The sequence below is a fragment of the Actinopolyspora biskrensis genome (assembly GCF_013408175.1).
Taxonomy (GTDB): Bacteria; Actinomycetota; Actinomycetes; order Mycobacteriales; family Pseudonocardiaceae; genus Actinopolyspora; species Actinopolyspora biskrensis.
Map to the genome: position 1 here is coordinate 216,839 of NZ_JACBYW010000006.1, position 24,738 is coordinate 241,576.

23 protein-coding genes are annotated in these 24,738 nt (G+C 70.1%); 7 read left to right on the top strand and 16 right to left on the bottom strand.

Annotated features, from left to right (window positions below; translation table 11 throughout):
* Window positions 1-140: 140 nt before the first annotated feature.
* Both FHR84_RS16675 and FHR84_RS16680 read right to left on the bottom strand, forming a co-directional pair.
* Entirely contained in the window at window positions 141-539 is a 399-nt protein-coding gene (locus tag FHR84_RS16675; RefSeq protein WP_179536451.1) for a DivIVA domain-containing protein, read from the bottom strand.
* Window positions 540-715: 176 nt separating this feature from the next.
* On the bottom strand, window positions 716-1,048 hold the full coding sequence (locus tag FHR84_RS16680) for a helix-turn-helix transcriptional regulator (protein WP_179536452.1): 333 nt from the start codon (window positions 1,046-1,048) through the stop codon (window positions 716-718).
* 357 nt (window positions 1,049-1,405) lie between these two features.
* Here FHR84_RS16680 and FHR84_RS16685 point away from each other — a divergent pair, with 357 nt between their 5' ends.
* Both FHR84_RS16685 and FHR84_RS16690 read left to right on the top strand, forming a co-directional pair.
* A complete protein-coding gene (locus tag FHR84_RS16685) occupies window positions 1,406-3,085 on the top strand; it encodes a hypothetical protein (RefSeq protein ID WP_179536453.1) in 1,680 nt (559 codons plus the stop codon).
* A complete protein-coding gene (locus tag FHR84_RS16690) occupies window positions 3,082-3,444 on the top strand; it encodes a hypothetical protein (RefSeq protein ID WP_179536454.1) in 363 nt (120 codons plus the stop codon). Before FHR84_RS16685 ends, FHR84_RS16690 begins: the two co-directional genes overlap by 4 nt.
* Before the next feature lie 127 nt (window positions 3,445-3,571).
* Here the strand turns inward: FHR84_RS16690 and folP are convergent, their stop codons facing one another.
* The 3 genes from folP to FHR84_RS16705 form a co-directional block, all read right to left on the bottom strand.
* Window positions 3,572-4,441, bottom strand: coding sequence for a dihydropteroate synthase (folP, locus tag FHR84_RS16695; RefSeq protein ID WP_179536455.1), 870 nt, complete (start codon window positions 4,439-4,441; stop codon window positions 3,572-3,574).
* A gap of 66 nt (window positions 4,442-4,507) precedes the next feature.
* Window positions 4,508-5,080, bottom strand: a complete 573-nt coding sequence (locus tag FHR84_RS16700) for an LOG family protein (RefSeq protein WP_179536456.1) — start codon at window positions 5,078-5,080, stop codon at window positions 4,508-4,510.
* A gap of 397 nt (window positions 5,081-5,477) precedes the next feature.
* Window positions 5,478-6,302 (bottom strand): LOG family protein, encoded by an 825-nt coding sequence (locus tag FHR84_RS16705; protein ID WP_179536457.1) that lies wholly within the window; start codon window positions 6,300-6,302, stop codon window positions 5,478-5,480.
* A 227-nt stretch (window positions 6,303-6,529) separates the two neighbouring features.
* Here FHR84_RS16705 and FHR84_RS16710 point away from each other — a divergent pair, with 227 nt between their 5' ends.
* Window positions 6,530-7,468: a slipin family protein gene (locus FHR84_RS16710; RefSeq protein WP_179536458.1), complete on the top strand. Its 939-nt coding sequence runs from the start codon at window positions 6,530-6,532 to the stop codon at window positions 7,466-7,468.
* 20 nt (window positions 7,469-7,488) lie between these two features.
* On the opposite strand, the gene dapE is transcribed toward FHR84_RS16710, so the two are convergent.
* Window positions 7,489-8,571 carry a succinyl-diaminopimelate desuccinylase gene (dapE, locus tag FHR84_RS16715; protein ID WP_179536459.1) on the bottom strand — a complete coding sequence of 361 codons (1,083 nt, stop codon included), beginning with the start codon at window positions 8,569-8,571 and terminating at the stop codon, window positions 7,489-7,491.
* 92 nt (window positions 8,572-8,663) lie between these two features.
* Here dapE and dapD point away from each other — a divergent pair, with 92 nt between their 5' ends.
* Both dapD and FHR84_RS16725 read left to right on the top strand, forming a co-directional pair.
* The gene (dapD, locus tag FHR84_RS16720; protein WP_179536460.1) at window positions 8,664-9,653 is read left to right on the top strand and encodes a 2,3,4,5-tetrahydropyridine-2,6-dicarboxylate N-succinyltransferase; all 990 of its coding nucleotides are present in this window, start codon (window positions 8,664-8,666) and stop codon (window positions 9,651-9,653) included.
* Between the two features lie 269 nt (window positions 9,654-9,922).
* Window positions 9,923-10,918: a CHAD domain-containing protein gene (locus FHR84_RS16725; protein WP_179536461.1), complete on the top strand. Its 996-nt coding sequence runs from the start codon at window positions 9,923-9,925 to the stop codon at window positions 10,916-10,918.
* A 97-nt stretch (window positions 10,919-11,015) separates the two neighbouring features.
* Here the strand turns inward: FHR84_RS16725 and dapC are convergent, their stop codons facing one another.
* The gene (dapC, locus tag FHR84_RS16730; protein ID WP_179536657.1) at window positions 11,016-12,092 is read right to left on the bottom strand and encodes a succinyldiaminopimelate transaminase; all 1,077 of its coding nucleotides are present in this window, start codon (window positions 12,090-12,092) and stop codon (window positions 11,016-11,018) included.
* A 68-nt stretch (window positions 12,093-12,160) separates the two neighbouring features.
* On the bottom strand, window positions 12,161-12,481 hold the full coding sequence (gene fdxA, locus FHR84_RS16735; RefSeq protein WP_179536462.1) for a ferredoxin: 321 nt from the start codon (window positions 12,479-12,481) through the stop codon (window positions 12,161-12,163).
* Window positions 12,482-13,740: 1,259 nt separating this feature from the next.
* Between fdxA and FHR84_RS16740 the strand changes: the two genes are divergently transcribed.
* A complete protein-coding gene (locus tag FHR84_RS16740) occupies window positions 13,741-14,808 on the top strand; it encodes a fatty acid desaturase family protein (RefSeq protein WP_179536463.1) in 1,068 nt (355 codons plus the stop codon).
* A gap of 673 nt (window positions 14,809-15,481) precedes the next feature.
* Entirely contained in the window at window positions 15,482-16,435 is a 954-nt protein-coding gene (locus tag FHR84_RS16745) for a YihY/virulence factor BrkB family protein (RefSeq protein WP_179536464.1), read from the top strand.
* Between the two features lie 84 nt (window positions 16,436-16,519).
* On the opposite strand, the gene FHR84_RS16750 is transcribed toward FHR84_RS16745, so the two are convergent.
* The 8 genes from FHR84_RS16750 to FHR84_RS16785 all read right to left on the bottom strand — a co-directional run bounded on the left by FHR84_RS16750 (window position 16,520) and on the right by FHR84_RS16785 (window position 24,545).
* The gene (locus tag FHR84_RS16750) at window positions 16,520-16,681 is read right to left on the bottom strand and encodes a hypothetical protein (protein WP_179536465.1); all 162 of its coding nucleotides are present in this window, start codon (window positions 16,679-16,681) and stop codon (window positions 16,520-16,522) included.
* A gap of 16 nt (window positions 16,682-16,697) precedes the next feature.
* Window positions 16,698-17,081: a hypothetical protein gene (locus tag FHR84_RS16755; RefSeq protein WP_179536466.1), complete on the bottom strand. Its 384-nt coding sequence runs from the start codon at window positions 17,079-17,081 to the stop codon at window positions 16,698-16,700.
* Window positions 17,078-17,992: an N-acetyl-1-D-myo-inositol-2-amino-2-deoxy-alpha-D-glucopyranoside deacetylase gene (gene mshB / locus FHR84_RS16760; RefSeq protein WP_179536467.1), complete on the bottom strand. Its 915-nt coding sequence runs from the start codon at window positions 17,990-17,992 to the stop codon at window positions 17,078-17,080. Before mshB ends, FHR84_RS16755 begins: the two co-directional genes overlap by 4 nt.
* Window positions 17,993-18,070: 78 nt before the next feature.
* Complete coding sequence (locus FHR84_RS16765; protein ID WP_179536468.1) at window positions 18,071-19,315, bottom strand: threonine synthase; 1,245 nt, start codon at window positions 19,313-19,315, stop codon at window positions 18,071-18,073.
* A gap of 263 nt (window positions 19,316-19,578) precedes the next feature.
* Window positions 19,579-21,294 (bottom strand): ABC transporter family substrate-binding protein, encoded by a 1,716-nt coding sequence (locus FHR84_RS16770; protein ID WP_343075308.1) that lies wholly within the window; start codon window positions 21,292-21,294, stop codon window positions 19,579-19,581.
* Between the two features lie 298 nt (window positions 21,295-21,592).
* Complete coding sequence (typA, locus tag FHR84_RS16775) at window positions 21,593-23,497, bottom strand: translational GTPase TypA (protein WP_179536470.1); 1,905 nt, start codon at window positions 23,495-23,497, stop codon at window positions 21,593-21,595.
* Window positions 23,498-23,863: 366 nt separating this feature from the next.
* On the bottom strand, window positions 23,864-24,025 hold the full coding sequence (locus FHR84_RS16780) for a hypothetical protein (protein ID WP_179536471.1): 162 nt from the start codon (window positions 24,023-24,025) through the stop codon (window positions 23,864-23,866).
* A gap of 214 nt (window positions 24,026-24,239) precedes the next feature.
* Entirely contained in the window at window positions 24,240-24,545 is a 306-nt protein-coding gene (locus tag FHR84_RS16785; protein WP_179536472.1) for a YciI family protein, read from the bottom strand.
* Window positions 24,546-24,738: the final 193 nt, after the last annotated feature.

Sequence of the window (24,738 nt, forward strand, 5' to 3'; positions counted from 1 at the left end):
CTCCGGGAGCAGGGGATACGCACCCTCGAACGCACTTCACCAACGGCCATTCCGACCACCTCGTCCTGGACGAACCGGGGCTTGCCCACCGGGCACGGGACCGAACGCGGTGCGCGGACCGCACCGGGGCCACCGAACGATCAGAGCTCCCGCTCCGGCGAGGTGTCCTCCCCGTCCGGCGCGTCCTCCCCGTCCGGCGCGTCCTCCCCGTCCGCGTCCGCCGAGTCGTCCCGCCGCTGCCGCTCGGCCTTCAGCTCTCGTTCCAGCAGTGTGACACGTCGCCGCGTGTCGTCCAGCTCGTCGGCCAGCCGCTCGAGGGCCCAGTCCACCTCCGAAGCCTTGTAGCCGCGGAAAACCAGCTGGAAGCGCAGCGACCGCACGTCGTGCCCTGCCAGGGGGGAGGGGGGTAACCGTGTGGGTGTCGCTCCCGGCCGCAACGGCTCCAGCTCTTCCCCACGCCCGAAGACGAGGCTTGCCAGCAGGTAGACCACGGCGGCCACCGCGAGCACGACCACGACGTAGATGAGTGCACTTGCCACAGCACCAGATAGTGGCACGTACTCCACGCTCGGCACGCACCGCACACCGCCCGAACGACCTCGACCGAGACCGGGTCCGGCGATTCACCGGTCGAGCCGATGGCCGACCGGGGTCCTTTCCCGCGGCGCTCCCGGTCCGGAACGACCCGAACCGGCGAAGCCCTGTCCGAGCTCTGTCAGACGGTAGTCGTGGCGCCGCAGAGCACACCTTCGATAGCGGCCGTGAACTCGCGCCATTCCCGCCGCTCGTTCTCCAGGCCGCTCTTGCCGGAAGGGGTCAGGCTGTAGGACCTGCGCTGCCTGCCTCCGACCGTGCTCCACTCGCTGCGGACGTAGCCCGCCTTCTCCAGTCGGCGCAGCGCGGGGTAGACGGTCCCGGTAGGCAGGGAAACGGCTCCGCCACTGCGCTGCTGCAGTGCCTCGATGATCGCGTAGCCGTGCAGCCGCCTGCCATCCAGAGTGGCCAGCAGCAGTCCGTCCAAATGACCACGAAGGGCATCAGCTTTCACGAGTCGCCACTCTACGTTGCACCACGAGCACTGTCACCGTCCTCACCACAAGAGGCTTAGGTCCTGTTGACACCGCGGAAAGATTGAGCTGCGTCACACGTGGGTCGCTACGTCCACACAGCACGGCACGACGAGGCCGTCCCGGTCCGTCACTGCTCCGTTCGTGTGAGTTGTCCGGGAATCGCCCCGTCGCCCCCGCAGCGGAGGGACGATCACGTCGGCGGAAAGCACGGAACCGCAGCGTCACCGAAACCGGCACAGAGGCCTTCGATGCAACCGAACCCCCAGGCAGCCGACCAGGAACCCCGGAGTGCGCCACCTCCCTCCCCGGCTCTCTCCGAAATCGACGGTCATCTCGTGGCTGCCGTGCACCTCAAACCCGAGCTGGCCGACCGGATCGGCGAGAACTACCTGAACGCTCCGCGAGAGGCGTTGCCGCCTCCTCAGGGAACGGACGCCGTGCTCGTGCTCACCCAGGCGCTGGTGGCCCGGCGCAGGCGCCGGATGCGCGACGTGCTGGTGCTGGTCCTGGTCCTGGTGGCCGGGCTGGTCGCCATTCCCTACAGCTTCGCCTTCCTGTTCGGCTGGGGAGCGCTGTGGCTGTTCTGGTCGCTGGCGTTCGCCTCACGGCAGCTCTGGACGGGCGCTCCGCGGAAACCACGCGCGGACGAGGAGGAGACCAGCATCATCGGACTGGTCAGCACCCTGGCTTTCTTCGTGGGCTGGCTGTCCTACACGTGGATCGGTGTCAGGGTCAGCACCACACTCGCCGGGCTCTCCACCTCCGCGGACGACGGCTTCGGCACGGGCTCAGCGGAAAGCACGACCTCCGCGCCCTGGGCCGTCGCCGTCCTGCTCCCCGTCCTGCTGTTCGTGCTCTGCGCCGTCGCGATCTTCGCGGTGCTGCTGCTGGACAAGTGGGTGACACGCCACCTGATCGCCTCCGGCGGGAACCGAACCCCGGTCGGCACCAACTCGGTGGTGGCCAAACTGGCCGACTCGCTGATCGCGGGAGTCACCCGCAGGCACAGCGCTCTGCTGGAGGACGTGGCCCGCAAGGGGGATGAGAGCTCGGTGCTGCCCCACGCGGGCTGGCACGCCTTCGTCGGGCACGGCCACCGGGTCAACGCCTGGACGCTTCCGCTGGTGCTGCGCGCGCGCGACCGGACCGAGAGGACTCCCACCCTCCACCCCAGGGAGCTCTACAGCGCGGTGACGAGCGAACTGCACTCGATGCAGGACTCGGATCTGCTCACCCCGAGCAGGAGGTTGCGCGAACTACGGGTGAGCCCGCAGATCGTCGTCAACACCGAGAACCTGCACCGGAACTGGCACACCCCGACCGCACAGGCGCTGCTTTCCCGGGACAACGGGCTTCCCGTCAGCGATGTGGACCAGGAGACGATGGACCTGCTCGTCGACGAGGACCTCGAATGGGTGCGGCACTTCCAGCGCACCAGTGTGCTCAGCTGGAACTCCGACCTGCTCGTGTCGACGCTGTTCAACATCGGCTGCGACGACCGCACGCTGTACCTGGAGTGGAACGCCTACTGCCTGTACCCGATGGCTCCGCGCTACCGTCTGCGCGGGGTGGCCGGAAACTCGACCAGGGAAGTCGCGGCCACCGCACTGCTCGAGTTCTGTCAGCTGCTGGGCAGCATCGCCTGGCGCTGGAGAACGCTGCTCGGTTCACTGCCGCACCGGCGGATCACCTCGGAAGGGTCCGGTGAGGTGCGCAGCATCCGGGAGCTGGCCGCCGACGAGGAGTGCGTCAACGAGTTCCAGGACCTGGACGGGCAGCGTCACATCACGCTGCTGCAGGAGCGCACGCTGTCCGCGGTGCGCAACCACCTGGTCGAACGGGGTTTCAGCACCGAAGCACTGGAGGAGCAGGCCACCCGGATCATCAACAACACCACCAACAACTTCCACGGATCGCAGTTCCTCGGAGCCCAGAACTTCGGGGCGAACGGAACCGCCACGGCGGTACCCACCTCTTCGACAGCGACGCACGGTCCCGGGAGGGAGAGCGGATGAACGAGGCAGGGCAGACCTTCAACTTCCACGCGAGCTCGTTCGTGGGGGCGCAGAACTTCGCCTCCGGGGGGAGCGCCAACGTGGAACGGGCGGTCGGCAGCGAGGCGGGGCCCCAGGGGGACCTCGACGAGCTGCGCAGACTCGTGACGGAGCTGACCACCCAGCTGGCCGAGCGTTCGGACACCGACGCCGTCAGGGCCCACGACCAGGCCACCGAACTGGAGGAACTGCTGCGGGAGGATCACCCGGACGGCGACAGCGTCCGGAAGCGCTGGTCCAAGCTGCGCCCACTGCTGGACACGCTCGGACACGCGGGCTCGGTGGCTTCAATAGCGGGTCTGCTCGGCGGCCTGTTCTGATCCGGGCACCGGTGCGTGAGCCGGATGCCTCGCAAGCGGAAGGCGAGCGGCGAAGCCGCTGCTCGAAGTGCCCCAGCGCTTCCGAGGCGCCGACTCGCGTGACGGCGGACGGGCAGCCGAAGTTCCCCTAAGCCAGGGCGCGCAAAACTTCGGTGGGCGGCCGGGTACCCGCGATGCTGGCGACCATGTCGACGACGGCGCGGGTCTGTGCCACGTTGTGGGCGCGAAACACCCTGGCGCCCGCTCTGGCGCTGACCGCCGTGGCGGCCAGCGTGCCCTCCAGCCGCTCGTGCACCCCGGCACCGAGCGTCTCCCCGACGAAGTCCTTGTTGGACAGCGCCATCAGGACGGGCCAACCCGTCTCGACCAGCTCGTCGACCCTGCGCAGCAGTTCCAGCCCGTGCCAGGTGTTCTTGCCGAAGTCGTGGGTGGGGTCGATCAGGATGCTCTCCGGGGCGACACCGATCCCGGCCGCGCGCTCGGCTCGTCGCGCGAGTTCGTCCACCACCTCGGCCACGACATCGGAGTACCGGACACGGTGTGGGTCGGTGCGCGGCGGGAGACCTCCCGTGTGGGAGCAGACCACTCCGACGTCGAACTCGGCGACCACCTCCGCCAGCTCCGGGTCGGCTCCGGCCCAGCTGTCGTTGATCAGGTCGGCGCCCTGCTCGCAGACGCGGCGGGCCACCTCGTGCCGCCAGGTGTCCACGCTGATGACCAGCTCCGGATAGCGCCGGCGGAGCTCGGCGACGAGGGGAACGACCCGGCGTGCCTCCTCCTCGACATCGACCCGCTCCCCTTCGGCTCCGGCGCGCACACCGCCGATGTCGACGATGTCGGCCCCTTCGGAGACGGCTCGTTCCACGGCGCCGGCCGCCGAGCTCTGCTCGAAGGTGCGCCCACCGTCGAAGAAGGAGTCGCGGGTGCGATTGACTATGGCCATGACCAGCGGGCGGTCCGCGGCCACACGCTTGTCACCGAACCGGAGGGGCTGCACGCTTCCATCCTGGCACAGCGGACCGCGCGGGAACGATTCCGCCGCACGCCCGTGCGGCCGGCCCGATCATCCCAGGCAGGCCGCCAGCGCCGTGTCCACCTCCTCGGTCACGGTCAACAGGTCGAGGGAGGCGCGGGAGGCGAAGCCCGAGTCGACCAGCCCCCTCATCCAGTCGAGCAGGCCGCTGTAGTGCCCGTCCGGGTCGAGCAGCACCACGGGTTTGGTGTGCATGCCGAGATAGCGCGAGGTCCACACCTCGAACAGTTCCTCGCAGGTTCCGATTCCTCCGGGCAGCGCCAGGAAGGCCGTGGCGTGACTGTCCATCAGCCCCTTGCGTTCCCGCATCGTGTCCACCACGAGCAGTTCGTCCGCCTCGGTGTCGGCGACCTCCTCGTCGACGAGTTCGCGGGGTATCACGCCGACGGTGCGCGCCCCTCCCTCCCGGGCCCGCCGCGCGACCTCGCCCATCATGGAGACCCGGCCGCCGCCGGAGACCAGCCTCCAACCACGTTCGGCGATGCCCGTTCCGATGTCGCCGGCCAACCGCACGTAGCGGTCCGGAACCGGCCGGGAAGCGCAGTAGACGCACACGGCCACTCGTTCGGACTGCTGCACCGCGTCGACGTCTCCCGTCGTCATGGGACCTCGCTCTCGTGGGGGTTCGGATCGTTCGCCCCGCGGGGAAGCCCCGTCCGGGCGAACTGGTTCGCGGGGCGGTCGAACCGGTCACCACGGCGGCTCACTCCCCTTTCGGATGAACCCTAAGGTTTCCGCTCGGGACAGGTTGCTCGGGTGGTCGGACACCGGATCACGAGCCGAGTCGAGAGGAGTTCTCCGGGAACTCCAAGCAGCAGGCTCCGCCCGACGCGGGTGCTTCAGCCCAGGCAGGACGAGAAGCTCCGGCGCGTGAGTCGGATGCATTGCCAGGCCGGGCCGCTCGCCGCGTAGGTGGCCACTCAAGAGCGGCCCGAGGCCGCAAGGCGCCGACTCACGTGCCGGCTACCCGACCACGCACGCGAAGCTCCGTTATGAGTTATCAGTGGGTGGCGTCCCAGGCGCCCCATGCCTCCTCGACCACGCGCACCGCGTCGTCGACGTCGTCGGTCAGGTGCAGCAGCCCGAGTTCCTCGTCGCCTATCTTGCCGCTGGAACGCATCGTGTCCCTGATCCAGTCGTAGAGCCCCTGCCAGTAGGAACGCCCGAACATCACGACGGGGAACTTGGTCACCTTCTTCGTCTGCACCAGGGTCAGCGACTCGAACAGCTCGTCGAGTGTGCCGAACCCGCCGGGCAGGCAGACGAAGGCCTGCGCGTACTTGACGAACATCGTCTTGCGCGTGAAGAAGTACCGGAAGTTCACCCCCAGGTCCACCCACGGGTTCAGTCCCTGTTCGAAGGGCAGTTCGATCCCGAGGCCGATGGAGAGCCCGCCCGCCTCGGAGGCCCCCCTGTTGACCGCTTCCATCGTTCCCGGACCGCCTCCGGTGATCACGGCGCTACCGGTCTCGGCCAGGGAAGCTCCCAGGTGCACTCCCCGCGCGTACTCCTCGTGGTCCCGCGGAGTGCGCGCCGAGCCGAAGACCGTGGCCGCACGCGGCACCTCGGCCAACGCCCCGAATCCCTCGACGAACTCGGCCTGGATGCGCAGCACCCTCCACGGGTCGGTGTGCACCCAGTCCGTCGGACCGCGGGAGTCGAGCAGCCGCTGGTCCGTCGTGCTCATCTCCCCCGGCCTCGAGCGTCGCAGCACCACGGGACCGCGTCGTTGCTCGCTCGGGTGCTCGACATCGGAACCGTCGCCGTCGTGCGGGCCCGTCCCGTTGGTTTCCGCGCTCTGCTGCCACTGTTCGTCGATACTCATACGACAGAGCTTATGCACTGCGCGTGAACAGGAGATGATGTCCCCTGCACGGACGCGTGGCACCGGCCCGACGGAGCCCTCCTTCCGGGCGCGGAAACCACTGCCGACGAGACCCCCGAGGCGTGTGAGCGGGGTAACATTGCCGGCAGCGGCCACGTGAACGGAGGCAGCGACCACCCGCTCGTCCCGTTCGCGCCGAACCGGAACTCCGAACCAGGGAGCCGGATATGATCATCGATGTACTCATCGCGGTTCTGGTCTTCCTCGCGCTCTGCGCTGCCGCGAGCGTGCGGGTCGTCAACCAGTACGAGCGGGGCGTGGTGCTGCGTTTCGGACGGCTCCGGGAACGGACCAGGACCCCGGGGCTGACCGCGATCCTCCCCGGTGCCGACCGGATGCGGAAGGTGAGCCTGCAGATCATCACGATGCCGGTCCCGGCCCAGGAGGGCGTGACACGGGACAACGTGACCGTGCGCGTGGACGCCGTCGTGTACTTCAACGTCACCGATCCGCAGCGCGCGGTCATCAACGTGGAGGACTACAGGTTCGCCATGGGGCAGGTGGCCCAGGCGTCGCTGCGCTCCATCATCGGCAAGAGCGACCTGGACGACCTGCTCTCGGACCGGGAGAAGTTGAACCAGGGCCTGGAAGTGATGATCGACAGTCCCGCCCTGAACTGGGGCGTGCACATCGACAGGGTCGAGATCAAGGACGTCGCGCTGCCCGAGGCGATGAAACGTTCGATCGCGCGCCAGGCGGAGGCCGAGCGGGAACGGCGTTCGCGGATCATCTCCGCCGACGGGGAGTTCCAGGCCTCCCGCAAGCTCTCCGAAGCAGCCGCCGTCATGTCCGACACGCCTGCCGCGCTGCAGCTCCGCCTGCTGGAGACGGTCGTTGAGGTGGCGGCGGAGAAGAACTCCACGCTCGTGCTGCCGTTCCCCGTCGAGCTGCTGCGCTTCGTCGAGCAGGACCAGCACGGGGACGGAGCGCGGAAGCCCGGGTCCGACCCCGGGGCCGAGACAGCGCCCCCGGCCGAGGCCGAGCCCGAAGCAGCGGACACCTCCGGTTCCGCGGATCCCTCCGGTGAGATCGACACCGGAGGGGGCCGGGACGAACTGCCCGGACAACGGGTTCCGGAGGAGCGACCGCGGGTGGGTCCGAGCTGACGCACCCGCCGCACCCGGCTTCAGGAACCGCCCAGGGCGCGCCTCAGCACCTCCGCGCAGTGGCGGACGTCGTTGGCCGTCACGTTCTCCTGCCGGGTGTGGGCCAGGGTCGGCGAACCGGGGCCGAAGTTGACGGCGGGCATTCCCCTGGCCGCGAACCGGGCCACGTCGGTCCAGCCGAGCTTGGCCACGGGCTCCGAGCCGGAAGCCTCGACGAGTTCGGCCGTGGCGGGCTCACTCAGCCCGGGATGGGCGGCGCGGGCCGCGTCGACCACCGTGACCTCGAACCCGTCGAACACCCGCCGCACCCGTTGTTCGGCCTCCTCCAGGGTGGTGTCGGGGGCGAAGCGGTGGTTGACGGTGACCACGCACTCGTCCGGCACGACGTTGCCGGCCACACCGCCGTTGATCCCCACCGCCTGCAGCCCCTCGTGGAACCGCAGACCGTCCACATCGACAGTGCGCGGCTCGTACTCGGACAGCCCGCGCAGTATCGGTTCGGCCGCGTGGATCGCGTTCACCCCCATCCAGGCCCGTGCCGAGTGGGCGCGCTGCCCCCTGGTTCGGACCTCCACGCGCAGCGTCCCCTGGCAGCCCGCCTCCACCGCGGCGTTGGAGGGTTCGCAGACCACGGCCAGATCGCCGTCCATCCAGTCGGGGAGATCGCTCTCGATGCGGTTGAGCCCGTTGCGGTCGGCGGAGACCTCCTCGCAGTCGTAGAAGACGAAGGTCAGGTCGTGCTCGGGGTTCTCCAGGGTGGCCGCCAGGTGCAGCATCACCGCGTCCCCGCCCTTCATGTCCACGGTTCCGCAGCCGTGCAGCACCTCGTCGCCTCCGCTGCCGGTGCGGGTCACCGGAAGGTTCTCGTTGATCGGCACCGTGTCCAGGTGCCCGGCCAGCACGACGCGCGACCGCCGCCCCAGACCGGTGCGCGCCAGCACCGCGTTACCGCTGCGGACGACCTCCAGTCCCGGTGCGTCGGCGCGGAGGGCCCGCTCGACGGCGTCGGCCAGTCGGTCCTCCGATCCGGAGACGCTGGGAATGTCGACCAGCGCGGCGGTGAGTTCGACGGGGTCGGTGGTTAGATCCAAGCGCGGCGTCATGCCCAAGGACCCTACCGCCGGCGGGGAAGCGCTCGACGTAATCGCCGGTCCCCCGACGGCACGACACCGGCGCTCCGACTACCGTTTGCACCATGAGCAGCCCAACCACTCCCGACACGCAGAACACCGGCGCCCACGGTGTGGGAATCGCGACCGTCACCGACGACGGGACAGTACTCGACACCTGGTTCCCCACGGTCCGCCTCGGGGAACCGGAACAGGTCGGCAGCCACCGGTTGACGGCCGAGCAGGCCGCCGAAGCGCTGGGGGCGACCGGGGCGGAACTGCTCGGCCGTGACGACGCTCGCGGTGTCGAGGTAGTAGCCGTGCGCACCGGCGTGGCCCAGCTCTCCGATGCCCCCGCGGACACCCACGACGTCTACCTGCGGCTGCACCTGCTGTCGCACCGGATGGTGCGTCCGCACGGGCAGAACATGGAGGGCATGTTCGGCCTGCTGTCCAACACGGTCTGGACCAACCACGGCCCCTGCCCGGTGGAGGGCTTCGAGGCCACCAGGCTGCGGCTCAGCGCGCGGGGCCCGGTCACGGTCTACAGCATCGACAAGTTCCCCCGGATGGTCGACTACGTCATCCCCTCCGGGGTGCGCATCGGCGATGCCGACCGGGTTCGGCTCGGGGCGCACCTGGCCAGCGGGACCACGGTGATGCACGAGGGATTCGTCAACTTCAACGCGGGCACTCTCGGCGCCTCCATGGTGGAGGGACGCGTCTCGGCCGGCGTGGTCGTCGGCGACGGCTCCGACATCGGCGGCGGCGCCTCGATCATGGGAACGCTCTCCGGCGGAGGCCGTGAGGTGATCTCCGTCGGGGAGCGCTGCCTGATCGGAGCCAACGGCGGCTGCGGCATCTCCCTCGGGGACGACTGCGTCGTGGAGGCCGGGCTCTACCTGACGGCCGGAACCAAGGTCACCCTGGAGGACGGCACGTTGATCAAGGCCGCGGAGCTCTCCGGCTCCGACGGTCTGCTGTTCCGCCGCAACTCCGACACCGGAGCGGTCGAGGCGGTGGCCCGCACCGGCGGGAAGGTCGAGCTGAACGCGGCGCTGCACGCCAACGACTGAGTGAGGGGTTCCGCTCGGGTTGCCGCGGGGGCCACTCGGCGGAACCTCCCGCGGCGGTGCCGACTGCCGGGGCGGTGCGTTTCGGCGCCGCCCGCGCGCGGGAAAACCTCGGTCCCGCCGGCACCCCGAACGGGAAACCCCGACGAGCCGCATCCGCGGGACGGTCGAACCGGGCGACCCCGCTCAGGCCCGGTTCGGCACCACCGACCTGTGGCGTCCCTCGTCCTCGAGAGGGGGAGAAACCCGGTCTCACGGGCTACCATCACGGCATGTCCCGCTCCGACGGTCGGACGAACGGCTCGCGGGAGCGGTGGGACGTCGAATCCGCTCTCGCGGCGATCGAGCCGGTTCCCGTCGCCCCGGAGGATCCGCTGGCCGAGCACGTCCGTGCCTTCCTCGCCGGGCGGGCACGGACCCTCGCCGCGCACGCTCCCGGCACGAGAACGGGACACGATCCGGAGGAGCTGCACAAGGCGCGCGTCTCGGTCCGGAGGATGCGGGCGGTGCTCAAGGCCACCGGGAAACGACTCGATTCCGAGTGGTGCCGCCGGACACGTGCCGAGCTCGGTGGGCTCGGGCGCGCTCTCGGCCCGGTGCGCGACCTGGACGTGCAGCTGAACGGGATGCGGGAAACGAAGGGGGCCTTCGAGGCGAGCGAGCGCGCCGCTGCCGAACGGCTGGAAGCCGTGCTGCTCGACGAACGCGACCACGCGCGCTCCGCGCTGCTGGAGGTGCTTTCCTCCGAAAGCTACCGCGAACTCCTCGGGAGCCTCGCCACCGCCGTCCGCGACGGAGTTCCCGCTCCCGGGACGACCGGGTCCGGCGCGGAAGCGCTGCGCGGAATACTGCGGACCCGACTGGACGAGGTGGAGCGTACGGCTGCCCGAGCCTCCGAACTCCCCGAGGACGCGCGGCTGCACGAACTGCGAATCCGGACCAAGGGGCTGCGCTACTGCGCGGAACTCGCCGCACCGGTGCTCGAGGTCGGCGATTTGCTGGGCGCCGCGGAGAAGCTGCAGGACGTGTTGGGGCGACACCAGGACGCCGCGGTGACCGAGCGCTGGATGCACCGACTGGCTACGGCGCCGAACTCCCCGAACAGGGGGTCGACTCACGAACCGGACCCCACGGCCGTGCTCCTCGCGGGCAGGCTGGCCGAACGTTCCCGCGCACGCCGTGCCGCACTGCGTGAGGCGTGGCGACCGGCGTGGCTGGGGCTCTTGAACGCGGCGGCCGACCTGCCGCCCGGTTCCGGAGAAGGCTGAGGCCGACCGAGCGCGACGGCACGGCTTCCGCCCACGGCGTCGTCCCCGGGGAGTCCGGAACCGTCCCGCAGGCCGCGCCCCCTCCCGGGAACGGAGCTCACCGGCCCAGTCGCCTCGCGGCTGCTTCGATCCGCTCGTCGGAGGCGGTGAGCGCGACCCGCACGTGCCACTGCCCCTCGGGGCCGTAGAACGTGCCGGGGGCCACGAGGATCCCGCGCTCGGCCAACCACTCCACCGTCTTCCAGGCGTCCTCGCCTCCGGTGGCCCACAGGTAGAGGCCCGCCTCGGAGTGGTCGATCCGGAACCCCGCCTTTTCCAACGCGGCCCACAACCGCTCGCGCCGGTCGGCGTAGCGCGCACGCTGCGCGCGCAGGTGCTCGTCGTCGCCCAGCGCGGCCGTCATGGCCTCCTGGACCGGGCGGGGGACGATCATCCCCGCGTGCTTGCGGAGTTCGAGCAACTCGCCGACGATCCGGGGATCGCCCGTGACGAACCCGCCCCGGTAACCGGCGAAGTTCGAGGTCTTGGACAGCGAGTGCACCGCGAGCAGCCCTTCGAAGGAGCCGCCGCACACCGCCGGATCGAGCACCGAGACCGGCTCGGCGTCCCAGCCGAGCGAGAGGTAGCACTCGTCGGAGACCACCACCGTCCCGCGCTCGCGGGCCCACTCGACGACCTTGCGCAGGTGCTCGCTCGGAAGCACCCTGCCCGTCGGGTTGGACGGCGAGTTCAGCCACAGCATCGCCGGACGCTCGGGGCCCAGGGAGTGCGTGGCATCCGTGCGCACGATGTCGGCCCCGGCCAGCCTGGCGCCCGCCTCGTAGGTCGGGTACGCCAGATCCGGGATCACCGCGGTGTCACCCGCCCGGAGCCCCAGCAGTGTGGGCAGCCAGGCGACGAACTCCTTCGAACCGATCGTGGGCAGCACGGCGCGCCGGTCCACGCCGGTCACGCCGTGCCGCCGGGACAACGCCTCGACGGCGGCCTCGCGGAGCTCGCTCGTCCCGTGCGTGGCGGGATAGCCGGGAGCGTCGTCGGCGGAGCGAAGGGCCGCGCGCACCACGTCCGGGACCGGATCGACGGGCGTTCCCACCGACAGGTTCACCACCCCGTCGGGGTGCGAACGCGCCGTCTCCCCGGCGGAGGCCAGCGAATCCCACGGGAACTCGGGCATGTGCCGGTCTCGCGGCACGGACGGGGTCCGTCCGGACGCCGCGACACCACTGGACGAGCCCTGCGAGCTCATTCGCCCTGCGGGGGGAGGCTGGTGACGGGCTCGACGTCCTTGTTCACCTTGCCGACCTTGGCGGCACCGCCCGGCGAGCCGAGGTCGTCGAAGAAGTCCACGTTGGCCTGCGTGTAGGCGGCCCACTCATCGGGGACGTCGTCCTCGTAGTAGATGGCTTCGACCGGGCAGACCGGTTCACAGGCCCCGCAGTCGACGCACTCGTCCGGATGGATGTAGAGCATCCGCCCGCCCTCGTAGATGCAGTCGACGGGGCATTCCTCGATGCATCCCTTGTCGAGCACGTCGACGCAGGGCTCGGCGATCACGTAGGTCACGGTAGCTCTCCTGCTTGGTACGTTTCGTCGTCCCGCGCCGAATTCGCGCGGCTGCCGTCAGTATCCCTCGGAGGTGCCCCGCACACATAGGCGGTTCCACAGCACGGGAGCGTGATCGAGGGTACTCGGCCGTTTGGCCACCGGTAAACGGCGACTCAAGGGCCCCCGGAGTCACCTTCTCACCCGGTTGACAAGCCGTGCCGTTCACCGATCCACTCATCCGCCTTACGGGTGATCCGCCGCGGCGTGGACCGTTCCCCCAGGTAACCGCCGAGCACGCCGACCACGGACGTCGAGCCGAGCAGCTCGCGCCCCACCCCGCCCGACGGACGCGAATCAGGTTCGGATCGGATTTCCCAGCGGGTACGTGCCATTCGCCACACGGCACGTCCGAGTCGAAGTAGACCCTGCGCCGGTTCGCCCGCGGTGGGCCGAAGCATCCCGCCTGCCGAGCCGGGCACGTCCAGCGGCCGAGCGCGATCCTCCCCGCGTGTGAAGTCCACCGCGAGTGGGTACCCCAAGACCGTAAGGAGTGTGCGATGCCAGGACCCGCTTCGTCTCCAGTCCCGGCGGCAGTGCACGAAGCACACCATTCGCGGGCGGTGAGGCAGTGCAAGGGGCCACCGGATCGACGTGCTCGGCGACCGGCCACCACCGCCCTCGGCCCGCGCGATGGCCGAGGAACGACTCCGTCGCCCGACTCGGGGGCGGCAGTTCCAGCGCTGCCCCCGGCCACCCACGTGATGTGAGAGGGAAGCTGCCATGACTCAGCCTCGCGACGTCGACCACACGACCGAAGAAACCACGACAAGGCCCCGTGCTCCTGAGGTGGTCCCGAGGGGCGAAGTACAGGCGTGTCGCGTCGGCGTGCCGCCATGAGTGGGGACCGCGACCCGGGAAAACCCGCTCCCCGGCTCTGCGCTCCTGGACCGCGAGCGCGCCGTCTGCTGTGCCCCGGGGCGGGACCGGCGTCGCGGTGGCGTCCGCCTCGGTTTCCGGGCTCCCCGCGTTCGTCCTCGCGCCGGCGGGCAAGGGCGTCGCGACCGGTGGACCGGTTCCTGCCGTGCTTGCTCCGCCGCTGGGCGTCCTCGTCATCGTCGGCGTGGTGACGGGGTTGATCGGCCCGAGCCTCTCAGATCCTGTGCAACAGCAGTTCAGCAACCTCATCGGCCGGTTCACCCGGCAGCGGCGCGGCCGCGCCGGAGCGGCACCAGTCGCCGGGCTCGACGGCCCGCTGTCACGAAAGAGCTTTTCTCACCATGACCGCATCCCCAGCACAACCCTCGGACGACAACCTCGGAAGCGACTTCGCGAAGCTGGCCCGCTCGGTCAAGCGCGCCGGGCTGCTCCAACGGCGATACACCTACTACGCGGTGCGTATCACGGTCAACGCCCTGCTGCTCGCCGCGGGAGCCGCCGCGTTCGTGCTCCTCGGTGACTCCTGGTGGCAGCTGCTCACCGCCGCGTTCTTCGCCGTGATGTTCACCCAGTCCGCGTTCATCGGTCATGACGCCGGACACCGGCAGGTCCTCAACAGCCGACGCGGCAACGATCTCGTCGGGCGGGCGCACAGCACCATCACCGGGATCAGCTACGAGTGGTGGGTCGGCAAGCACAACCAGCACCACGCCAACCCCAACCACGAGGAGGAGGACCCCGACATCGAGATCGCCGCGCTCGCGTTCAGTCACGAGCAGTCCCACGCCAAGCGCGGACTGCTCCGGTGGGTGGCCAAGTACCAGGCGTTCCTGTTCTTCCCGATGCTGCTGGCCGAGGCGGTGATGCTGCGCATCCGCAGCGTCCAGGCCGTGCTGCGCCGCGAGGTCAAGTCCGTCAAGCTGGAAGCAGGGCTGCTCACCGCCCACGTCCTCGGCTACCTGGCTGCGGTGTTCCTGGTGCTCTCCCCGGGCAAAGCGGTGGTGTTCCTGGTCGTGCACCAGGGGCTGATGGGCGTGTACCTGGGATGTTCCTTCGCGCCCAACCACAAGGGCATGCCCCTCCTGGCCGAGGGCGAAAAGCTGGACTACCTGCGCAAACAGGTGCTCACCTCCCGCAACGTGGTCGGAGGCCGCGGGGTGGACTTCCTGCTCGGGGGCCTGAACTACCAGATCGAACACCATCTGTTCCCCGGTATGCCGCGCCCCAACCTGCGCCGCGCCCAACCGCTCATCCACGAGTTCTGCACCCAGCGCGGCATCTCCTACAGCCAGTGCGGCCTGCTGTACTCCTACTCCGAGGTCCTGCGCCACCTGCACGCCGTCGGCGCGCCACTGCGCCAACCCGCTGAGCAGGCATCGGCGCCCCCCAACGCTCACGCCGGTAAGTGAGCGTCGAGAAACGCAGGCTACCGCGCACACGCCGCCGAGCTCGGGCTGTTGGGTCGGGCACGCCGCCCGAGCGGTTGACCGATGAAGCCGTCCAGAAGCTGAAGGCCCCGGTGCCGGGGGCGGGGCGGTCGACCTGCTCCACTCGAGCCACGGGGAGCTGGCGACGCGGTGCGCGCGTCGTCCCGCAGCGCTGGCGGCGGCACTGGGCGTGTGAGGCCGGTGTTCGGCACGGCGCTCCGGCTCGGCCACGACGCGGGAATCGCTCCGCTCCCGCGGCCGCATCCCGTTCGCTCCGCCGCTCGCACGAGGCGGCGGCGATGCCGACCGTCGACCACCTGTCGTACGGCCTCGTGCTCGGCCGAGTCGGCGGCCGACCGGTTCGACCTCCTCGGCCTCGCTCATGGAGAGCGCGTGGATCGGCCTGCTCGGGTGGTGGAAAGCGGCTGCGCCGCTTGCTCACCGACAGACCCGACCGAGTGAGAACTCGCCCTGTCCGCGCGTTCCCACAAGCGGATCGCACGCGTGATCACGACTTCACCGGGACACCGGCGGCGAGCACCAGCGGGAGGCGAACAACGCCGACGTTCGCTCGCACGCTGAGACGCGCACCGCATGGCGCACGAGTATCCGGTCACTCAGCGTCGTGCGGCTACGAGGTGGAAGGGAGGTCGTGATGGCCCGAGACGAGGTGGCCGAACAGGCGGACCGGGACGGGCGCGTCGGATCGAGGTCCCGCTCGGGCGGGGATGCCCACTGGCCGTCGCAGATACCGCCCCGGGGCTGGCGCCGAATTCTGGTGCGCGCGTGGAAGGCCGCTGGTGACGACAACATCTACATGCTGGCAGGCAGCGTCGCGTTCTTCGCGTTCCTCGCGATCTTCCCCGCGTTGATCGCGCTGCTCACGGTCTTCGGGCTGGTCGCCGATCCGGCACAGGCCACGCGTCAGATCGGCGAGTACACCTCGTCGTTGCCGCAGGCGTCTCAGCAGCTGGTCAACGAACAGCTCGCCGCGGTGGCCCGGGGCCGCGGTGGATCGCTGGGTTTCGGGTTGGTCGCCTCGCTGTTCGTCGCGCTCTGGCTGGCCTCGGCGGGGACGCGGAACCTGATCAGCGCGGTCAATCTCGCCTACGGCGAGGAGGAGAGCCGCGGCTTCCTCAAGCTGGGGGCTCTCGCGGTCGGCCTCACTCTGTCCGGGGGCCTGTTCATGCTGCTGGCGCTGGCGCTGGTCGCGGTCGCCCCGGCAGTCCTGAACGGTCTCGACATCGGCTCCGTGGGCCTGATCACGGCGCAGGTGGTGCGCTGGCTCCTGCTCGTCGCGCTGATCGCGGTGGTGCTTGCTGTCGTTTATCGCGTGGCTCCCGATCGGGTCGCGCCGCGTTTCCGCTGGGTCAGCGTCGGCTCGGTCACCGCGACCGGGCTGTGGCTCCTCGGCAGTACCGCGTTCAACCTGTACATCACCAACTTCGGCAGCTACAACAAGATCTACGGGGCGCTCGCCGGAGTGGTCGTGCTGCTGCTGTGGCTCTATCTCACCAGCTACGTCGTGCTGCTGGGCGCAGAGATCAACGTCGAGTCGGAGCGGCAGACCGACCGGGACACCACCCGCGGCGACAGCGCCCCGGGCTGAGTCGGCTGTCAGCCCGGGGGAACGCAATCGTTGCCGGGGAGGAGCACGTGCTCCGGAGCTTTCCGGGCTACCTGAAGGGGGCCGTCAGCTGCCGCAGGGGTCCGCCTCCGACGCGGTCCCGGCCCCGGAAGCACCGGACCTGCCGCGCAGTCGCAACGGGTCCGACTCCCGCAACGCCCCGAGCACGGGCTCGCAGGCACGCGGAACGGGCGCGGCACGGCCGCCACGCGCTTCGGCACTGTTCACCTCGGACGCGGTGCGCTCACCTCGGACGCGGCTGCTTGCCTCGAACGATCCCGAGCATCGCTGCCGCGGGCAGCGTCCCGCCCCCGATCAGCAGGTAGCTCCGCCAGTCCTCGGCGGGCAGCAGCATGTCACCTCCCGGCCCCATGGTGCCGAAAACGACGACGGTGGCGAACCAGACCAGCAGCGGCGCCGCGGTGACCAGCCCGTTCGACGAGAACCGCCCGGCCACGGCCACCAGCAGCGGATTGGTGAACACGGCCAGGGCCACCGTTACGGGAAACTGCACCGAACCGATGTAGGCGGGCAGGAACAGCAGTTCGAGCAGCGCCAGCAGCACGGCGTCGAACAACAGCACGGCCACGGTGCAGTGATCGACCCACTTACGGTAGTGCACGCTCATCGCCGCTCCAACGGGTCGCCGCCTGCCACGTCCAGCCCACCGAACAGGTCCGCGCTCGGCGGGGCCCCCTCGCCCCGCCCCAGCACGTAGTGCTCGGTGCTCACCACGGGCTGGCCCATCCCGTTGGACAGCGCGTAGGCGGCAGCGCCACTTCCGCCGTCCCACTCCGCGGTCCAGAGCCGCACCTGGGTGCGGTGCGCGCGCAGCGCGTCGAACTTGGCGGGCAACCCGTCGGACACGTCGATCACGGTGCTGATGGCGGTGTCGTCCACGGCGGGCAGCTCGTCGGCCCCGGGAAGGGTGAACGGCATCCCGCCGGTCACGGCCAGCTTGTCGATGCCGTCCCGCACCGCGGCCGCGGAGGGAGTCGCGTAGAAGAGGCGGCGCACCGCGGGAACGCGTTCGGTCGCCGCCACGGTGATCCGATGCGCCCTGACGTGGTCCGGGTGCCCGTACCCCCCGTCCGAGGCGTAGGTGACCACCACCTGGGGTTCGACCTCGCGCAGGACCTCCTCCAGCTGCGTGGTCTGCGCGCCGATGTCCCCGGCCACCAGGGCCCTGGGATGCGTCTCGGGAGCGGCCACCGCGGTTTTGCCGTGCTGCTGCCACACCATTCCCGAGTCACGCCAGTGCCCCGTGCCGCCGAGGAACCGTTGGTCGGACACCCCGAGCGCCGCGCAGGCCTCGTTCAGCTCGCCGATGCGGTAGCCGCCGAGCTGGTCGGCAGCGGAGGAATCGAGGCCGCGCAGTTCGGAGGGGATCACTTCCCCCTCCTCGCCGAGAGTGCAGGTGACCAGCGTCACGTGCACCCCGGCGGCGGCGTAGCGGGCTATCGTCCCGCCGGTCCAGAGCGTCTCGTCGTCCGGATGGGCGTGTACCAGCAGTAGGCGCGGTTCGGTCGTCAACGTCACCGCTCCAGCCTAGGAGCCGCCGCCTCCCGGGTGTGTCCGACGACCCCGCGCCCACCGCGCGAGAAGCCACCGACGTCCTCAGGAGTCCTGCCGGAAGGCGGAGGGCTGGTGCGAGGCGTGCGAGGTGAGCACCTGAACCACTCGGTCCCGCCCGCTCAGCTCCCCGCTCCGGCACGACCGTTCGACGGCGACCAGCGACGCCGCCGAACTGAGCTCGGCCGCGAGCCCGGAACGGGCCAGAGTCCTCGTGGCCGCGCGGAGCTCCTCCTCCGAACAGGCCACCGCGGTGCCCCCGGACTCGCGCAGCACGCGCAGCGACATCACCGTCGCCTGCGGGTTGCCGATGGAGGAGGCGAGGCTCCCCGGGTCCACCGGCTGTTCCGGCGGGAGCTCCAGGCCCTCGCGCAGCGCCGTGGAGAGCGAGGGGTAGCGTTCGGCCGCGATCATGCGCGGAAGGGTCCCGATCAGCCCCAGCTCGAACAGCTCGCGGAAACCGGCCCACACCCCGGCGAAGCCGTCACCCCGGGAAACGGGGAAACTCACCGCCTCGGGGGCACCGCCGAGCTCCTCGACGATCTCGTAGGCCATCGTCTTGTAGCCCTCCACACCGGCCCACAGGCTGCTCACCGGCACCGCCGAGGTGTTGGTCAGCACCGACCAGCCCTTCTCGCCTGCCTCGCGCCGCAGGATGTCCCAGCGCTCGGCCGCGTCCGAGGCGTAGAGCATCCGGCCGCCGTGCAGTTCGACCAGGTCACGCCAGACCTCCCCTATGTCGGGAGTGGCGACCACGACGCAGTCCAACCCGGCCGCCGCGCTGTAGGCCGCGGCGGAGACGGCCGCGTTGCCGCTGGAGGCCAGCGCCACCGTCCGCGCCCCCTGCCACGCCGCCCAGGAGATCGCCGCGCTGTAGAAGCGGTCCTTGAAACTGCCGGTCGGGTTGCGGCGCTCGTCCTTGACCAGCGTCCCGGGGAGTTCCCCCTCGGCCGGTGCGGGCAGCGCCACCAGCGGGGTCGCCCCTTCCCGCAGCGTGACGGCTCCTTCCTCCGGAACCGGGAGCAGCTCGCGGTACGACCACATGCCGTCCCGCCTCCGGGACCAGCGCTCGGCCAACAGCCCGCCGTCCACGCCGGACAGCTCGTGCTCGGCCAGCAGCGCGGAAGGAACCCCCTCCGCACGGCATCGCCGACACCCCTCGGTGTCGGCGCGGAGCGGACTCCGCGCCCCACACCGCACGCACCGCAATCCGCGCAGGCTCGGATGCGCGGTCCCGCCCGCGAAACCGTGGACGTCGGAGCGTTCCGGACCGGCGGTCGTGAACGACATGCCACCGCCCTCTCTGACTCGCCACCCGCAGCGCTTCCCCGGGTGTGTTCGTTCGCCCGCGGTCGTTCGACGCCCTTTCGAGCACGGCAACGTCGCCGACCCCACGGCCCTTCCACTCCGGACAACGGTGCACCACGAGCCGGGAAAGCGCCATACCTCTCCGGGCGCCCGGAGGGCGAGGGGGCGGCTCGCCCGGGTGGGGCCGGTTACCGGCGCGCGAGTCGGCGCCCTGCGGCGTTGCGAGGTACCGGCCTCAGCCGCGCTCACCAGTCGTAGTTCTCCCCCGGAGTGCCGACCCAGTCACCGGCTGAGCTGAACGGGCCCGCGAACCCCGGACCGTCCTCCACACCGCTGACCTCGCGTCGCACGGCCAGTACCTGTGCCTCCTGGTAGAGCGGCAGCGCGACGGCGCTGGACCACAGCACGGGCTCGACCCGTTCGGAGGCCCGCTCGAAGGAGGTCTCGCCCGTGGTGGCGGCCTCGACGGTCGGCTGCACCAGCCGGTCGCAGAAGCCGGTCATGTTGAACGCGGCCGTTCGTCCCGTCCCCGGATCCACCCTGGGGCACCCCCACTGGGCGGCCATGGTGGACGCGGGGTCCGAGCTCACCGGGCGCGGAGCCACGGCGAGATCGACTCCGGCCGAGTCCGGGGGGTCCTGCGTCTCGGGATTCGCGGGCAGCATCGTGCGGTAGAGCTCGTCGCCCTCCGGGGTGATGACGGTGGCCTGGATGTCCTGCGCGGCGAGCTGATCGGCCATGGCGTTGGCCACGGCCTCGTAGGACTCGTCCTCGAACTGGGCCGCGATCACGAGGTTCAACGGAGCACCATCACGCACCCAGGCACCGCCGGTGTGCTGGTACCCCGCTTCCTCGAGCAGCCGGGTGACCCGCTGTGGCTCCGGCGAGCCGGGGAACTCGCCCGCGGGCTCCGTCGGGGAGTACCCGGGCTGCGAGGGGGCCAGGACCTGCGCGTGGGCACGCAGCTGCTCCGCGGGACCACCACCGGTCCCCGTGCGCACCAACGCGTTCCTGTCCAACGCGGCCAGCACGGCACGCCGGACCCGGACGTCCCCGAGCTGGGGACTGCTGCGCCGCAGGAACAGGGTGCTCGTGACGGGGCGGGGCAGCGTGGTCAGGTGGACCTCGTCACCCAGACCGCGCAGCGCGTCCATGGTGCTCGCGTCGGCGGTGAACATGCCCATCTGCACCTTCCCGCTGCGCAGGGCGTTCAGATTCGCGGAACGGTCGGCCGCCCGCAGCACGATGCGGTCCGACTTCGCCGGTTCCCCCCAGAACCGCTCGTTGCGCATCAGCACGACCTCCCCTCGGTCGAGGTCGAACCGGCGTATCGCGAAGGGGCCTCCCGAGGCCGGGTACCCCTTGTCGAGGGTGTCCGACCAACCACCGGGGGCGTCCTTGAGCAGGTGGGCGGGCAGCAGGTGGTCGAACAACGACTTCCACCCCGGGTAGGGCTGGTCGAAGGTGACCAGCACCGTCTTGCCGCCCTGCCTCGACTCCACGTCGGAGATCATGCGGTAGCCCACCGGGTTGATCACCCCGGAGCGGTCCCGCATCTGCTCCCAGAGGTACACGAAGTCCTCGGCAGCGATCGGAGCGCCGTCCGACCACCCGGCCCCGGTGCGAATCCGGTAGCGCACCGTGAACTCGTCGGTGTCGGTGACGACCTCGGCCGACTTCAGCAGGGTGTCGTTGAGCACCTGCTTGCCGTCGGACCCCGGAACGAACGCGGAGGGCAGCATGAGCTCGGACAACGCGTCGGTGACCGGGGACTGATCCGCCAGGGCGTGCGGGTTGAAACCACCGCTGAGCTCGTCGATCCCGGCGACGACCACCTTGGGCTGCGCCGGTTCCGTCGGCGGTTCGGAGCTCGGCGTGGACGAGGTGCTCTCCACCAGCGGTGGTGGTGGCGCGTTCGTGCACCCGACGAGCACGCTCAACGGCACCAACAGCAGTGCCACGACGGGAAGCGGACGGCGCCGACTTCGGTACACGCTGGTCGAACCTCCGTTGCGGATCCGGCCGGAAGACCACACCGGCGGGGGCGGAGCGGCGGCCGGGAACGGCCGCGAATCTCCACGACCATCCCATACCGGCGTCCTCCGGCGCGGACCAGCCGGTACCGCTGTCCGGAACCGCGCCACCCGGCCCGACGGGCCGAGCTCGTCGCGCGGACGTTCCGGTGGCAGAAGAACGGCGGCCCGTCCCATCCGAGCCGGATGGGACGAGCCGCCGAAGCCCGCCGCCGGAAACGAGCGGTCAGCCCTGGTCCCGCGACTTGGCGCGGGCACGCTCCCTGCTGCGCTGGGAGCCGTCCAAGGTCGTCTTGCGCACCCGCAGTGCCTGCGGCCCGACCTCGACGCACTCGTCGGTGGAGCAGAACTCGAGCGCTTCCTCCAGGCCGAGCCTGCGCGGAGGGGCCAGCCGCTCGAGCTCCTCCGAACCCGCCGAACGCATGTTGGTCAGCTTCTTCTCCTTGGCGACGTTGAGGTCGAGGTCCTCGCTGCGCGGGTGTTCGCCGACGACCATGCCCTCGTATACCTCGTTGCCCGGTTCGACGAAGAAGGTTCCCCTGTCGGAGAGCTGCATCAGCGCGTAGGCGGTCACCGGCCCCGCGCGGTCGGCGACCATGGACCCGTTGTTGCGGGTGCGGATCTCACCGGCCCAGGGCGCGTAGTGCTCGAAGACGTGGTTGGCGATGCCCGCCCCCCTCGTCTCGGTGAGGAAGTCGGTGCGGAAGCCGATCAGGCCGCGTGCCGGGATCACGTACTCCATCTTGATCCGGCCGGTCCCGTGGCCGTCCATGGTCTCCATCCGGCCCTTGCGAGTAGCCAGCAACTGGGTGACGGCGCCGAGGTTGTCCTCCGGGACGTCCAGCGACAACCTCTCGAACGGCTCGCACACCTTGCCGTCGATGGTCTTGGTGACCACTTCCGGTTTGCCCACGGTGAGCTCGAAGCCCTCCCGGCGCATGGTCTCCACGAGAACGGCGAGCGCCAGCTCGCCCCTTCCCTGGACCTCCCAGGTGTCCGGGCGCTCGGTCTCCACGACGCGCAGGCTGACGTTGCCGATGAGCTCGGCGTCGAGCCTGTTCTTGACCAGCCGCGCGGTGACCTTGGTCCCACCGTTGCGCCCCGCCATGGGCGAGGTGTTGGTTCCGACGGTCAGCGAGATCGCGGGGGCGTCGACGGTGATGCGCGGGAGCGGCTCGGGGTTCTCCGGATCGGCGATCGTGTCCCCGATGTTGATGTCCGGGATCCCGGCGACCGCCACCAGGTCGCCTGCCGAGGCGTACTCGGCGTTGACCCGGTCGAGGTTCTCGGTGACCATCAGCTCGCTCAGGCGCACCTTCTCCACGCTGCCGTCCTCGCGGCACAGTCCCACGGTCTGGCCCTTGCGCAGCTCCCCGGCGTGAATCCGGCAGAGCCCGATGCGGCCCAGGAACGAGGAGGCGTCGAGGTTGGTGACCAGCGCGCGCAGGGGGGCCTGGGAGTCCCCTTCCGGGGCGGGCACGTGTTCGAGCAGGGTGTCGAACAGCGGGGTCAGGTCCTTCTCGGGAACCTCACCCGCTTCGGGGGCGGTCAGGTCGGCGCGCCCGGCACGGGCCGCCGTGTAGATGACCGGGATGTCGAGCACCGACTCGTCGGCCCCCACCTCGGCGGCCAGTTCGAGCAGGAGCTCGTGGGTCTCCTCCACGACCTCGGCGACCCTGGAGTCGGGGCGGTCGACCTTGTTCACCACCAGGATCACCGGCAGCTCGGCGGCAAGCGTCTTGCGCAGCACGAACCGGGTCTGGGGCAGCGGCCCCTCGCTGGCGTCGACCAGCAGCATCACGCCGTCGACCATGGACAGGCCGCGTTCGACCTCACCGCCGAAATCGGCGTGACCGGGGGTGTCGACGACGTTGATCGTCACCGGACCGTCCTCGGTCATGCGCTGGATGGCGGTGTTCTTGGACAGGATCGTGATGCCCTTCTCGCGCTCCAGGTCGTTGGAGTCCATCACGCGATCGACGGGCTCGGTGCGCTCGGAGAACGCGCCGGACTGCCGGAGCATGGCATCCACCAGGGTGGTCTTGCCGTGGTCGACGTGCGCGACGAGCGCGAGGTTGCGCAAATCGGTACGGGTGCGCTGGTTCGGGCTGGCGACACTGGTGGCGGACACGCAGGAACTCCTGGCTTCGTACGGGTCGGTTGAAAACGGCGTCGTTCGAGGAGCGGCCCCTGCGGTTCACATGAGCACGGAACCCGTGGGCCGCGGCCGCCGCGGAAATCTGGTGTCTGTTCGGCACGCCTGACGTGCCCATCTCCGACGGCCGGATATCCCCCACCAGCGTAGTGCACGAACCCGTTCCGGGGATCGTGTGGCTCACCACCGTCGCGGTCGGCCCGGCGTGCGGGCCTCTTCATCCGGGCGGGGCCACGAAAACGTGGAACACGGACGTGTTCGGTGGGTGACCGTGCGGACACCGTTCCGCGAACCGCTCGACGGCCGGAGCACCGGCAACCGAGCCGGAACGACACATCGGGCTCAACGCGGAGGAGCGAACCGGTATTCCCGTTCCGGAACGGGATCCCGCGGGGCCGCGTCGGCTCCCGGTCGGCCGACCACCACCGGGATGATCGTTTCCGCGAGAAACCGCCCGGCGCGCGCCGTCCCCCCGGTGAGCAACGACACTGAATCGTCATCCATTCGAGTGAGCTTCATTTTCACTCGGATGAGATCGACCGAGACAGGACACCGAGGGGCGAAAAAGGAAAAACGGACGCGTTCGAACACCCTCCGGCGGGCTGAACGCCCACCGGCCTCCGTCCCCGCGAACCGTTTCACGAAAACGGCTCCCGGGCCGCCCCGGAACACGGCGTCGGCACCCACGGCGAAGCCGTGCACCGGGACGGCCCGACCGTCACTCAGCCGGAGTCAGGTGATCCGCGTAGTCGGCCAGCTCCGGGATGGTGCGCAGCGCCTGGAACTCGATCACCTCCTGCTTTGCGACCTTGTGCACCACGAACGGGTCGGTGGCCAGAATCGCGTCCAGCTGCCCACGCGACATCGAACGCGCGATGATCACCCCACCGGTCCGCGGGTGGCGCCTGCCCGCGGCGATGAACTCGCCCGAATCCTGATGATGGGCCAACCACTCGGAATGATCGGCCAACAATGCGTCCACCTCGGCCAGCGGCGCGGTGTAATGAACCAGAACAACGTACATTCCTCAATGATATGTCCGAAGAGGCGACGTTGACGACCAAAAAGGTACGACGACACACTGTTCGGCCAGTTTTTTCCGCCTTTTCCGACAAATCCGAAAAATAATCATGATCCTTCCCCGGAACGGGCGCTCCCCGGCCCGAGCGCCCGAACCCGCCGGCAGGACTCGGCGCTCCCGCCGCGCCCGCTCGGTC